The organism is Marinomonas dokdonensis (assembly GCF_052747885.1).
On record NZ_JBRAND010000001.1, the window covers coordinates 112,504 to 125,691 of the forward strand.

Genomic DNA, 13,188 nt, shown 5'->3' on the forward strand with positions numbered 1-13,188 from the left:
GGGACCTCCAATGACAACAATAACTTCGCCAAACACCTTCCTTCGCTCACTATTCGATGCCGCCCTAGACGTCGCTCAACCGGATAAATGTGTGCCCCGTTACTTACCAACTAAGACCTCAGGAAAAACCATTGTTATTGGTGCGGGCAAAGCCTCGGCGGCCATGGCTCGCGCCCTAGAAAAACATTGGCAGGGCCCCTTATCTGGCGTGGTTGTGACCCGTTATGGTTACCGAGTGGATTGTGAGCACATAGAGATTTTAGAAGCGGCCCACCCTGTTCCCGACGAAGCAGGTTTAGCGGCCAGTCAACGCATCCTAGAATGCGTTAAAGGCCTCAGCCCAGAAGATCAGGTTATCGTGCTTATCTCAGGGGGTGGTTCTGCTCTCATGCCGTTACCAGCGGACGGTATCTCATTGGAGGAAAAGCAACAAATTAACCAAGCTCTGCTTAACAGTGGTGCGAACATCATTGAAATGAACATAGTACGTCGCCACCTTTCCGCCATAAAAGGGGGGCGCTTAGCGGCGGCTTGTTACCCAGCTAAAGTAACCAGCTTGTTAATTTCGGATGTGCCAGGGGATGATCTCCCTTCTATTGCCTCGGGCCCAACAGTTGCCGATGAAAGCCGCTGTGAAGATGCCCTGAGAATCATTGATAAATACAAAATTCCAGTCTCAGCTTTGATACGAGAGAATCTAGAAAAAGGCCTTTATGAAACCATTAAACCGGATGATAAACGCCTCGAAAATTGCACCACCAGCATGATAGCCACCCCACAAATGGCCCTAGAAGCCGCCGCAAAGGTAGCCCAACAAGCAGGTATTAACAGCATTATTCTAGGGGACAGTATTGAAGGGGAAGCACGAGAAGTCGGCATTATGATGTCGGGAATTGCGCGCCAAGTTCGCACTTTTGGTCAGCCTATTCAGCCTCCTTGTGTGATTCTTTCTGGTGGCGAAACCACAGTAACGATGAAGGGCAATGGCGTTGGCGGGCGCAATGTCGAATACTTACTTTCTTTGGCCATTAGTTTACAAGGCATGCCGAAGATCTCCGCCCTAGCAGGAGATACGGATGGTGTCGATGGCGCCGCAGACATCGCCGGAGCCCTGATCGATGAACACACACTAGACAGTGCCTTACAACAAGGCATGTCACCGCAAGACTATCTCAATAATAACGATGCCCATAGCTTCTTTCAGGCGCTCAACCTTTCCATCATCACCGGCCCGACCTTAACCAATGTTAATGACTTTCGAGCGGTGTTCATTGAGAAGTAATTGCCCCTAAGATAGGATTCGTCCTTTACCATAGTGAAAGCCGCTACGAGAACTGTTAATATCAAACCGATCGGTCAAAAATTAACAGTTCAGCTATTTTTCCATATAGGTTATGAGGCAATAAATGAGTTTACTAAAAGCTTGGCGAGCGGCCATTGTGCACTGTATCGCAGACCCTAAAGAAGTAGGTATTGAAAACGCCTACGAGTATTTTGCAGATGGTCTGCTGGTAACAGAGAATGACAAAATCCACGCGATTGGCCATGCGGACAAGCTATTGCCTAAGCTGCCAAAAGATATAGAAATAGAGCATCATCCAGACGGCATTATCACCCCAGGCTTTATTGATACTCACATTCACTACCCACAAACCGACATGATCGGCTCCTATGGGGAACAACTGCTCACTTGGCTCAATACCTATACCTTTCCAGAAGAAAGCAAATTTAGCGATAAGCAACATGCCAGAGAAGTGGCCGAACGTTTTCTAGCAGAGTTGTTACGAAACGGTACGACTACAGCTCTGGTATTCGGCACAGTACACAAGGTGTCAGTAGAAGCTTTCTTTGAAGCCTGTGAAGTGCAAAATCTAAGAATGATTTGTGGCAAGGTCATGATGGACCGCAATGCCCCTGATTACCTCACGGATACCCCTGAAACCAGCTATGAAGACAGCAAGGCGTTGATCGATGCTTGGCACAATAAAGGCCGCCTGCACTACGCTATTACCCCACGCTTCGCTCCCACCAGCAGTGATGAACAGCTACAACTGGCAGGTAAATTATTAGGGGAATACGAGGATGTATACCTACACACCCATTTATCTGAAAACAAAGATGAGTGCGCTTGGGTACAAGAGCTTTTCCCCCAAAGCCGCCATTATTTAGATGTGTATGATCAACACCAGTTATTAAGTGAGCGCTCTGTGTTTGCCCACGGCATACACTTGTGCGACCACGAGTACCACAGACTCCATGAAACCGGTTCTGCGATTGCTTTTTGCCCAACCTCTAACTTATTTATAGGCAGTGGTTTATTCCGACTTAGCGAAGCCGAAAAGCAGCAAGTAAATGTGGGCTTAGGTACAGATGTGGGAGGTGGTACCAGCTTCTCCATGCTGCAAACCATGAATGAAGCTTACAAGGTTATCCAACTGCAAAATGAGAATTTAAACCCTATTAAATCCCTTTACCTTGCCACTCTAGGGGGCGCTAAAGCCCTGCGCTTAGAAGACAAAATAGGTAACCTTGCGGTAGGCACTGAAGCCGACTTTATTATCCTAGATAAAAAAGCCACGCCGTTACTGACGTCTCGCTTGGCGCTGAGTAAGAATATCGAAGAGACATTGTTCGTATTCATGACCATAGGTGACGATCGCGCCATCAAGGCCACCTACTCAGCGGGTCAATGCGTACACCAAAGATAAGCCCACAAAGCAAAAAACCACTTATCGACTGATAAGTGGTTTTAAGTTGGAGAGCACAGAGCAGCCTTTAATTAATGAGGCTTCTTCGTGCCGTAACGCACCATATCTTTTCCGTTTTCGAACACTTCTTGGCTAACCCAACGCCCCAACAATAGCTGCTGATTATCATCCAATACCGCGACAAATGGACGACCATTCGCATTATTGGTTGCCAAAGCAATTCCTGAAACATTATCTAAACCTAAAGCACCCGTTTCGATTAAACGCAAAAAGGTTTCCAGCTCGTCAAGGCTTTCAATTACATGGTTATCACTAATCATTTTTATCCACTCTAATCTCAATTAATCGCGCAAGGATACCAGTTATCTGCAAGCGGATAAAACCAGACCGCTAATGCAATGGGCAAAGAGCCACATCTGAGTAAGTGCCATCCACTCCAACCGCCCTTTATTCTTATTTCTTACACATTATGACGACCTGTGACTTACATTCCTGAGTATAATTTGCGCCTAATCATTAAGCCTTGCTCTGCAACTTTATAGCATGACTTAACTCACCTCTTATACGGAAATAATATGGATAATCGGCCCAACCATTCAGGCATCTCTTCTACTGAATTTACCATCCTTGTCGCCTTGCTCATGTCGATCGTAGCCATCTCTATCGATGCTTTATTGCCTGCTTTGGGCATTATTGGTAGCGAATTGGGTGCAGTCACCGCCAATCAGCCACAGTTACTCATCAGTATGTTATTTCTTGGAATGGCGATTGGTCAGCTCATTTGCGGACCGCTATCCGACGCCTTAGGCAGACGCCCTATACTATTTTCAGGCTTTGCACTGTATCTGGTGGGCACCATCATGTGTCATCAAGCAGACTCCTTAGAAGCTTTGATGATAGGCCGTTTCATCCAAGGCCTTGGGGTTGCTGGGCCTTATATTTCCGCGATTTCTTTGGTTCGTGATTTATACCACGGAGCACAAATGGCACGGGTTATGTCAGTGGTTATGATGATCTTTGTGCTAGTGCCTGCCATCGCCCCTTCTCTAGGGCAAATCATTTTATTACTGACCGACTGGCGGGGCATTTTCGAAATGTATTTGCTCTATGCCGTGCTTCTCATTGGCTGGGTGGGCTTGCGTTTAAAAGAAACCTTACCTAAAGAAAATCGCATTCCTTTCACTCGAAAAGGTTTTATGGATGGCTTTAAAGAGGTGCTGACCAACCGCATTACCGCCAGCTATACCCTGTGTATGGGGCTGTTTTTTGGCAGCTTTATGGGGTACTTAAATTCCTCCCAGCAGATTTTCCAAGTGCAGTTTGAGACAGGCAACCTATTCTCTGTGTACTTTGGAGTTTTGGCGTTAGTTTTGGGTTTTTCCTCCCTTATTAACTCTCGTATTGTCGAAAAGCATGGCGCTAAGACCATAGCCTTTCGTGCGATTTCTACAGTGGTGGTCTCTTCAGCAATTTTTCTTGGCTTACATGCCTTTATGACCATCAGTTTATGGATGTTCCTCGTTTATGCGGCCATCTTATTTTTCTGCTTCGGTCTATTGTTTGGTAACTTTAATGCCCTAGCCATGGAGCCTATGGGTCATGTGGCGGGTATCGCTTCTGCTGTGATTGGCTCGGTTTCTTCCATCATGTCCATGAGCATTGGCGCGATCATAGGCCAGATGTACGACAACACCCTAGTGCCTTTATCGTCTGGCTTTATGCTGATGGGATTCATCTCAATGATGATTATTTATTGGGCGGAAAAAGGTCGTTCAGAGCCCAATTAGGTTCGTTACTAATCACCTAATAAAAAGCGTAGTTGTTATTAGCCTGCTCAGTCTTTACAATACGCTTTCGAAAATATGAACTTTAATTTTAAAGGAACTAAAATGAAAAAATTGTTAATTGCTTTGGTAGCATTTACTACTCTTATTTTATCTGGTTGTGCAACCGTAATGTCAGGTACGAATCAAACATTAACCTTTAACTCTGATGTTGAAGGCGTAAATGTTTATGTGGATGGTGCATTAATCGGTCAAACACCTGTAAGCGCTTCATTTAAGAAAAATAAAGCTCAAACAGTTATGTTTACCAAAGATGGTTATCAAACTGTTACCAGAGAAATTACAAAGTCGTTCGACCCTGTAGGTGTCCTTAATATCTTCTGGGATTTGTCTACTACTGACTTTATAACCGGCGCTGTTTACGAATATGCTCCTAACGCGATCTATGTAGAAATGCCTCCTAAACAGTAAAAGTAATGAAGCAAGGCTATCATTTCTTAAAAAATATTTTTATATTGGTAGCTTTGCTTTCTCCATATACTGTCTTTGCGAAAACGCCTAACTTTGACGTAAGTCTTTCTGAGTTTTTACTAAAAAACTCTTCAGCAATATTATCTCAAATTCATTCAGAGTCAGGCTTGGCATACGAAAGCTTAAGCTCTCAACTAAAAAATTTAGGCTGCTCCTCAGAGCAACTAACATCTCAAAAATTCAAAAATATCAATACCCCTTTTGAGCTAAGAAACAATATCACCGAGCTATTTACAAACTGTGCAAATGGAGAAATGCCAGCAAAAAATATTTTTGAGTCTCTTAAACACAAGGATGCCTATTTAGTATTAGCGGGTGAAAGCCTTAAGTCTCCCATGTCTTACTTTGGTCATTCGATGATACTCTTCCTAGATCCGAATGACTTTTATTTTTCACCAGTACTCTCTGTTCTAGCCAAAACCGACGAGCTCAGCCCGTTCGAAGAAATCATAAAAGGCGGTTTCTCTGAAATAGAGGCCCAAGTTAATTTCATCCCGTTTCATCAGATAATAGATCATTACAATAACCAAGAGTCTCGTGAACTCAAACTAATAAAACTAGATCCCGATGAATTTGATAAAGAAAGATTAATACAGCATTTTGAGAATTTATCCAACAGAGATATAGAATATAATTTTTTCACTAAAAACTGCTCGACGTATATTTATGAAGCTCTAGAGAACAGCTGCAATTGTCTAGATGAAGCGCCTTACATTATTACCCCTATATCTATTGAAAAGAAAATATACGAGCTTTCGAAAAATCAAAAACAATTTGAGCTGAATTCATTATTTTCTAGGTTTCACAAACACAACAATGAGCTATCAAATAAAGAAAAGACTATTGTTAAAGGCTACTATAGAGGTGATATTCGACCACAAAAATATAATGACAATGTAGAGCAATCAGCTATCTTAGCCTCTAGATTAAGCTTTAATACCTATGGAAAACCCAACAACAGCTATTCAGACATACTAAATACTTTTGGATATGACAGCTTTCTACTGCAATCCCCTCCTAGCCTTAGCAATCCAGTAGATTCAAGCTTAGACAGTACAAATATATCTTCTGCTAAATTGAGCCTGTTAGAGACAGGTGTCAGCCTTAAACTCTCTGCAGTAGACTTTAATCATTTTGAGCAAAGACAGCAGCACAGTATTTCATCAAAGCTCTCTGCGGCATCCATAGAGATTTACCAAGCATCCGATGAAACAAAAATTCACGCTATTGATGTCTTAGATATTAGAGCCATAAACCCAATAGATTTTGTATCTCAAAAAGCATCGTGGCGATTAAGAGTCGGTGCTGAAGAGAACCCTCAGCAGGAATTGAAGGGGTTAATTAGTTTTGCTATTGGCGCGGCAACTCAAATAAATAAAGCAAAACTTTACATTTTACCCAGTGTCGAAATTAGCGAATCCTCAAGCTTTCCAGTCTATGCCGGGATACAATACAAATCCCCTCTATTTTCAATAGACTACTCAAGCAAAGACTTTGAAGATCACTCCCTGTCGATTTACAGGCGTGAAAGCTCATCCATTGGTTACGAACTCAATGCTGCAAAAGAAAAGGGCTCTAGCACTAGCTTCAAAGCAACCTTGGCATTCTACTTTTGATTGAAGAATATTTTTAAACTGCTCTGCAACAAGCTGTTATCCAGTATTTCTTTTTTCAATAATGCGGGGGTTAACATCGCTTCTTTACTAATTGCCGTGAGGGTAAAAAATGCATTTTCTGGACCATGGGCTGTTTTTAACCATGCCTTTAGTTGGCTGTGCAGAACCTCTTCAAACTGAGTAAAAAGCGCCACAGTAGAGCTATGCATCTTATACTGCTCACCAAGCAGGATTCGATAGGTAGCTATCCTTTCTGGTTGAGCACACCATGTACGCCACAAGGATAGCCAACCACTCAATACATCTTGTTCTTTAGCCTGGGTTAGCTGAATTATTTCTGCAGCTAAATCTTGCTCTGCCCGCTGAATAATCTCCTCCAACACAGCTTCCCATAAGGTCAGCTTAGTGGCGAAATTACTGTACACGGTTGGCTTAGAGACCGCCGCGGCGGCAACCACTTGGTCGATACTGGTGCCTTGATAACCCTGTTTAATAAAGAGCTCGCAAGCGGCTTGGATTATCTGTGCTTTTTTACTGGGTCGACCTCTGGCCATAACCGCCTCATTTTAGTTTTTCTAATTACCCAAATTACTGGGTTTATAAAGTCTTTTTAGGGACGCTCCACACAGGGACTCTCCACACAGGGACTCTCCACACAGGCAAACTCCTAACCTTCATAGTTGGCTTTGGCCTTGGTGACTTTTTCTAAATACTTCTGAGATTCCGCTCTTGGGTGATCGTATCTAAGTTTTTGATAAACACTGCTGGCAGAGTTCTGGTTAATCTTATCCATAGCAACAGTTCGATCTGCATCAAAGGTTTTCAGTACATTTCCGGTTCCGCCATTGTAAGCAGAGATCATGGAATATTCTTGACTTAGTTTGTTGGTCACCTTAACTAAGTAGCGAGTCTGCAAAATGTACAAATAGGCACTACCGATATCGATATTATGCTCAGGGGTAAACAAGGTTTCTTTGGTTGGCTCATCCGAGCGTTTTTTGACGAGATTGTAAACATCTTTACCTGCTGTGGCGGGCACAACTTGCATCAAGCCATAAGCATTGGCTGGGCTAACCGCATAAGGGTTAAAAGAGCTTTCTGTTTCGATAATGCCATAAATCAGCGCAGGCTCTAGGTTGTAGCGGTTGGCGGCGGCTAACACATACTCGCTGTATTTTTCTTGGCGTAGGTGTTGGTGTTGCTCAACCAAATTGAACTCAACCCCATAAACCTGCTTGCCATCTTGAGTGTATTGCTGCAGTTTATTTTCCACCAAGTATTTAGCATAACGCTCAGCACGCCAGCGATAACGCACTAGGGTACCATCGTGATCCACCACTTGAGGGTATAAAAAAGGCACCCCTTCCACATTCGGGGCATCACTGGAGAATATATCGGTTTTACTCGGGTCCGATGTGGTGAGTAGTGTCGTGGTAACCGCTTCTTGAAGGCTCACCAAAGGGCTACTGCTTTCCAGGGTTTCAACACGCACTGTGCCTTGTTCAAAATCGACTAATGTACGAGCCTGATAATCATCTGTGTACTTAACGTACTTTTTCTTATCGGGCAATTCCGTATTATTTTCACCCCAGCGTTCATTTACCTTTTCATCCAGCTCAGCATACAAAGCTCTAATGGCTTTAATGTCCGCACGGAGCAATTCGTAACTTTCTTTGCTTTGCTCAGCAATGGCTTTGTAGTCTTCTACACTTTCGGCGGATTTAATCTTCTTAGACAATTCTTGTACTGACTCTGCCGAGTCAAAATTCAGAAATGACTGACAACCTGTCAGCAGCAAAATAACTGGGGAAAAAATCAACCAAATGGCTTTATGAAACGGCTTTTTTAACATTCAGGAAATACCCATCTTCGCGATTTCATGCGCTTAAATCGCCTTATATAACAATAAATTGTCAAGATAACGTATTCTTTGGCCGATGCCAACTGACAAAAGCCAAGCCAAGGCACTCATCAGGGCAATCGAAGTCACTAGAAAAGACTAGATGTCATTAAAACGAAACAGCTTAGCCAAAATAAAGAAATGGATTAAGTGTGATAACAGAGTATTTTCGGCGATGCAGCCACTACTCTACATAAGGGATAAAGCGGCCTAAAATTAGCACTAAACACCACAAAACTAATGATGCACCAGCAGACATTTTTAATGACAAAGGAAATTCCTGAGAAGACAAACCTCGCACCTTGGAAGAAAAATACCAAGCATTTAACAAGGCAAGCCACACACAAAGCATTTTCAAAACAAAGGAAGGATTCGAGAAATAACGGCTAGGGTCACCAAAGATAAAACCAATGCCCGTAATTAGGTTGACCATGAAACCGACAAGCGACACCAAGACAAACTTTTTTAGCGTATTAAAAGAGACTTTACCCGCAAGCCCTAACACAGATAAATCAATCACTAACATGGCGCCAAACAGTAAACTCAGGCCAATAAAGTGCAGGCTTTCTAAAGTAGGCCAAACATAACTATGGCTCACAATGTATTGATTCAGTGCAGATGATCCCAACCACGCGATAAGTGCTTCTAACCCGAACATACCCCAACCTTAAAAAATATAGGCAATTAACCGGCCTGCTATTAACGCCGCGAGCCAACAAACCATAGCGACAATGGCTTGCGCTTTGTGCTTCATAGTGGGTTGGGAGTCTTTGGCCGCAGCCTTTACGAGCCGATGAGTCATCAGCAAGCCAGCGCAAATCAGCAGCAACTTAATTCGTAACGGCCAGCTGTACCAAAAGCTACTAGCATTACCAATAAACAAGGTAGAGCCAGACACTAGGTTCACCACAAACCCTATTAAAGCCCATTTCCAAAATTGATTAATACGCTCTAGCGGAACGCCCTTGCCCATTCCTAAAACTCGTAGCGCAATCATGAGGGACAATCCGACCAAGGTCCCCATACCTAGGGTATGGAGTGTTAAAACGATCGGATAGCCCCACACAGAGGTGGAAACCCAAAGGCCGATAGATGACATTTCTAGCCATTCTAAAACTTCCACCTCCATTCTCCCGTTACTGAACCTTGTTAGTTAGATCTGCGCAATCATAAGGCTCATAAGGACTTTCGGTTAATTTCACCTCATCCTTACCAGAGAATTTCTCTGCCAAGTAAACAGGGTCTTCACCTTCGTATTCACGATAAAGGGTTAGACCATCGTCACTCAGATAAAAACGCTCTACTAGATGCAGCTGGTCGCTGTTCATAGCCGCACCGTTTTTAACTGGCGGCGCATGAATGTAACCGGGCTTAAAGCCCACTGTGTCGACCACTAAGACTTTACCCTGCCAGTGGCCGATAGAATGCCCGCTAATGCTCGGCTCAATATCTTCAGGATGCTCGTCTAGATCCAAATGAATGGTACGCTTGATGTCCATGAAACCATAGTCGATGACAATATCATCCTTGGTCTGCTCAATCTTGTTTACTAGCTGATCGAAGGTCCAATCGTCTATGACATTGGTCGCACTGCAATGCAAACGAGGCGATTCATCAAAGTCATAATCCGCTACGGCGGCTTTACCCGCTGCCGTTAAGACAAATTGATTTGGCCCATCCCCTCGTGGTGGACGGTCACCAGATGGCTTACCACCAGCAAATTGCGGCGCACCTTCCGGTGGTGGCCCAGGTGGTCTTCTCTCTCCTGCTCCACCTTTTGATGGCATACCTTCTGGCGGCATGCCTTCTGGTTTTTGACGTTGAGCCACCCAAGTACCAGATAGGTTTGGTGTTCCGTCTGCAAGAGTGGTTTTACGCGCTTCTTTTACCAGCTCACCGGCTTTATCAAAAATGGAATTACGATCTATGGTGACACCGTTTTCGAAAGTAATGGTATGCACATAACAAGCGTGCTCTTCATTACGAGCAGGAGAACCAATGACTTTTATCTGCTTGCCCTTAGCAAAGGTGCTAGCAGTCCAACCAGCGCGTTTTAGCACACTGCCTGTGCCCAATTCACAGCGCCATTCTTCAGGACTCCCTTGAGCATCTAAAACATTAAAGTAAATATATGCGTGTGGGTTTACCAAGCGGCTTTTTGTCACCACCCCTTCTACTTTAATGGTTTTGGATTCATCAAATTGGCCATTAACTCCATGATGCGCATAGCTTTTTCCCGCTATTAAGGAGGCACCGAATAACAGCACCAAAGAACTTTTGGAAAGCAACTGATTCATACTGATCTCATTTAAAATACATGACTAAGGTGGAAAAAATTTTACCTAAGGGGCTTGTCTTCCAACAAGCGAGGGAAGAGTAAAGCCATGTAAAGAAACCTCCTATAAAACGCACCTTAGGAGTAAATCTCGGCTTAAGAACACGAGTTCATTAAAACTGAGCAATTGCCTGTCAAATTTTGTACAGAGCAACCCCTTGACCTAACTCTTAAAAGCCATTAAATTAACTAAACGATATAGTTAAATTAATAGTAGGAGATCAGCATGAAAAGTAACAATGGTTTCTATGGTCAGTTTGGCGGTAGCTACATTCCCGAGATTCTTTATTCCAGCCAACAGCAAATTTTAAAAGCCTTTGAAGAAGCTAAAAACGACCCAGATTTTCTTGCTGATTTGCATACCCAATGGCAACAATTTTCAGGCCGCCCTACTCCATTAAGCATTTGTGCGAATTTGACGGAACATTTTGGTGGCGCTCAAATTTATCTTAAACGTGAAGATTTGAACCACAGCGGCGCGCACAAAATGAATAACGTTATTGGCCAAGGTTTACTGGTGAAGCGCATGGGTAAAAAGCGTGTCATTGCCGAAACAGGGGCTGGGCAACATGGTATCGCCACCGCGTTGGTAGCCGCTCGGCTTGGTCTGGAATGCACCATTTATATGGGCGCAAAAGACATCGCCAGACAATACCCCAATGTGTTTTGGATGAAACAACTTGGCGCCAAGGTTATTCCCGTAAAAACGGGTGCCCAGACCTTACGAGATGCCCTAGACGAAGCCCTGCGCGATTGGTCTTCTAGCCACGAGGACAGCCATTATTTAATCGGCACCTCTTGTGGCTGTGCGCCCTTCCCTGAAATGGTGGCGTTTTTTCAATCTGTCATTGGTGATGAAGTCCGCCAACAAAGCATGGCGCAATTTGGTCAGCTGCCTGACCGTCTATATGCCTGTGTGGGCGGTGGTTCTAATGCACTGGGTTTATTCCTACCTTTTGTGGAAGACGAAAACGTCTCTATGGTAGGCATTGAAGCGGGAGGCAAAGGCTTAGAACTTGGGGAGCACTCCATTCGGCTTTCCCACAATCTTGGCTCACCGGGCATTGCGCAAGGTTTTGCCACCATGTTTTTACAAGACCAAGCGGGTCAATTACAAGAGACGCACTCTATTGCTGCGGGTTTAGACTATGTTGGTGTCTCGCCTATTATCGCGCACCTAGCCGATACAGGCCGCATTGAGATGAGCTACGCCATGGACGATGAAGTAATAGACGCTTGCACCTTATTGCTCAAAAAAGAAGGCATTATTCCAGCATTGGAATCTTCCCACGCGTTAGCGGGCGCTTTTAAAGATGCGGCCAATTTGCCTAAGACTAGCCGTATCGTTATTAACCTTTCTGGTCGTGGCGATAAGGATATTTTCAACCTAGCCAAAGCCGTACAAGATGAAACCTTTCCAGAATTTTTAGGAGAATACCTAGCAACCTATAAAACCCCAGAGCAAACCACGGAGGAAATCGCATGAGCCGACTAACGCAGTTTATACATCAACAGCGCCAGCAAAAATCCATTTTAGCCATGACTCATGTGGTCTATGGCTACCCAAGCGTTGAAGAAAGTTTACAGTGGATGGCTCGACTCATGGCAGAAGGCGTTGACTTCATTGAAGTGCAATTTCCCTTCTCTGACCCAGTAGCAGACGGCCCAAGTATAGTCGCGGCTTGCCACCAAGCTTTACAACAAGAACTGGATGTCGAAACTTGCTTAGCGCAGCTAGGCGAACTTGCTAAGCAATATCCTCAAAGCCGCATTGTTCTCATGAGCTATCTCAATCCAATGTATCGATACGGCTTAGAGAAACTTGCTAAACGGGCTGCAGAGGAAAATATTCTTGGCATTATTTTACCCGACTTACCGATCGAACAGGCTGGTGTATTTCGAAAGGCTTGCCAGGAAAATAACATCGACCCTATCTGGCTTGTTACCCCAGCCACACCTAGTGACAGGCTCGCTATGTTGGCCAACCAAAGCCAAGGCTTTCTCTACTGTGTGGCACGCTCCGGCGTGACAGGCAACTCCGACTATAAAAGCCATAAAGAAGCCTCTTTAGAAGGTTACTTGGCAAGCATTAAGCAACACACAAACACACCGCTTGGAGTAGGTTTTGGGTTACGAGAGAGACAACACATTGAGCAGCTATCGGGGCAAGCTGACATAGCTATTATAGGCTCAGCCTTGTTGGACGCTTACAATGATGGGGGGCAGGAAAACGCGATTGAATTGATCAAAAAGCTCTTTCAATAACAAGCAAGACAGTGCGGCTAAGCACTTAAATGACAAGGCGTTAGAAGCC

At 44.2% G+C, this 13,188-nt stretch carries 13 protein-coding genes; 7 read left to right on the forward strand and 6 right to left on the reverse strand.

Annotated elements, in window-relative coordinates:
- Positions 1-10 precede the first annotated feature (10 nt).
- Together ACUM5Y_RS00505 and guaD are read left to right on the forward strand one after the other, a co-directional pair.
- Positions 11-1,282 (forward strand): glycerate kinase type-2 family protein, encoded by a 1,272-nt coding sequence (locus ACUM5Y_RS00505; protein WP_445974890.1) that lies wholly within the window; start codon positions 11-13, stop codon positions 1,280-1,282.
- 124 nt (positions 1,283-1,406) lie between these two features.
- Positions 1,407-2,708, forward strand: coding sequence for a guanine deaminase (guaD, locus tag ACUM5Y_RS00510; protein ID WP_445974891.1), 1,302 nt, complete (start codon positions 1,407-1,409; stop codon positions 2,706-2,708).
- A 71-nt stretch (positions 2,709-2,779) separates the two neighbouring features.
- Here guaD and ACUM5Y_RS00515 read toward each other — a convergent pair whose 3' ends face one another.
- A complete protein-coding gene (locus ACUM5Y_RS00515; protein WP_445974892.1) occupies positions 2,780-3,028 on the reverse strand; it encodes a hypothetical protein in 249 nt (82 codons plus the stop codon).
- A 255-nt stretch (positions 3,029-3,283) separates the two neighbouring features.
- Here ACUM5Y_RS00515 and ACUM5Y_RS00520 point away from each other — a divergent pair, with 255 nt between their 5' ends.
- The 3 genes from ACUM5Y_RS00520 to ACUM5Y_RS00530 all read left to right on the forward strand — a co-directional run bounded on the left by ACUM5Y_RS00520 (position 3,284) and on the right by ACUM5Y_RS00530 (position 6,639).
- Positions 3,284-4,495 carry a multidrug effflux MFS transporter gene (locus ACUM5Y_RS00520; RefSeq protein WP_445974893.1) on the forward strand — a complete coding sequence of 404 codons (1,212 nt, stop codon included), beginning with the start codon at positions 3,284-3,286 and terminating at the stop codon, positions 4,493-4,495.
- Between the two features lie 102 nt (positions 4,496-4,597).
- Positions 4,598-4,963 (forward strand): PEGA domain-containing protein, encoded by a 366-nt coding sequence (locus ACUM5Y_RS00525; RefSeq protein WP_445974894.1) that lies wholly within the window; start codon positions 4,598-4,600, stop codon positions 4,961-4,963.
- Between the two features lie 5 nt (positions 4,964-4,968).
- Positions 4,969-6,639: a lipoprotein N-acyltransferase Lnb domain-containing protein gene (locus tag ACUM5Y_RS00530; RefSeq protein ID WP_445974895.1), complete on the forward strand. Its 1,671-nt coding sequence runs from the start codon at positions 4,969-4,971 to the stop codon at positions 6,637-6,639.
- Here ACUM5Y_RS00530 and ACUM5Y_RS00535 read toward each other — a convergent pair.
- The 5 genes from ACUM5Y_RS00535 to ACUM5Y_RS00555 form a co-directional block, all read right to left on the reverse strand.
- Positions 6,630-7,193, reverse strand: coding sequence for a TetR/AcrR family transcriptional regulator (locus tag ACUM5Y_RS00535; RefSeq protein WP_445974896.1), 564 nt, complete (start codon positions 7,191-7,193; stop codon positions 6,630-6,632). The two genes, ACUM5Y_RS00530 and ACUM5Y_RS00535, sit on opposite strands and share 10 nt — an antisense overlap.
- A gap of 113 nt (positions 7,194-7,306) precedes the next feature.
- Positions 7,307-8,491: a murein transglycosylase domain-containing protein gene (locus ACUM5Y_RS00540; protein ID WP_445974897.1), complete on the reverse strand. Its 1,185-nt coding sequence runs from the start codon at positions 8,489-8,491 to the stop codon at positions 7,307-7,309.
- A gap of 232 nt (positions 8,492-8,723) precedes the next feature.
- Positions 8,724-9,197 carry a hypothetical protein gene (locus ACUM5Y_RS00545; RefSeq protein ID WP_445974898.1) on the reverse strand — a complete coding sequence of 158 codons (474 nt, stop codon included), beginning with the start codon at positions 9,195-9,197 and terminating at the stop codon, positions 8,724-8,726.
- 9 nt (positions 9,198-9,206) lie between these two features.
- On the reverse strand, positions 9,207-9,662 hold the full coding sequence (locus tag ACUM5Y_RS00550) for a hypothetical protein (RefSeq protein ID WP_445974899.1): 456 nt from the start codon (positions 9,660-9,662) through the stop codon (positions 9,207-9,209).
- A 13-nt stretch (positions 9,663-9,675) separates the two neighbouring features.
- Entirely contained in the window at positions 9,676-10,836 is a 1,161-nt protein-coding gene (locus tag ACUM5Y_RS00555; protein WP_445974900.1) for a DUF6152 family protein, read from the reverse strand.
- Between the two features lie 264 nt (positions 10,837-11,100).
- Here ACUM5Y_RS00555 and trpB point away from each other — a divergent pair, with 264 nt between their 5' ends.
- Complete coding sequence (trpB, locus tag ACUM5Y_RS00560; protein ID WP_445974901.1) at positions 11,101-12,360, forward strand: tryptophan synthase subunit beta; 1,260 nt, start codon at positions 11,101-11,103, stop codon at positions 12,358-12,360.
- Entirely contained in the window at positions 12,357-13,139 is a 783-nt protein-coding gene (trpA, locus tag ACUM5Y_RS00565) for a tryptophan synthase subunit alpha (RefSeq protein ID WP_445974902.1), read from the forward strand. Before trpB ends, trpA begins: the two co-directional genes overlap by 4 nt.
- The last annotated feature ends 49 nt before the right edge of the window (positions 13,140-13,188 follow it).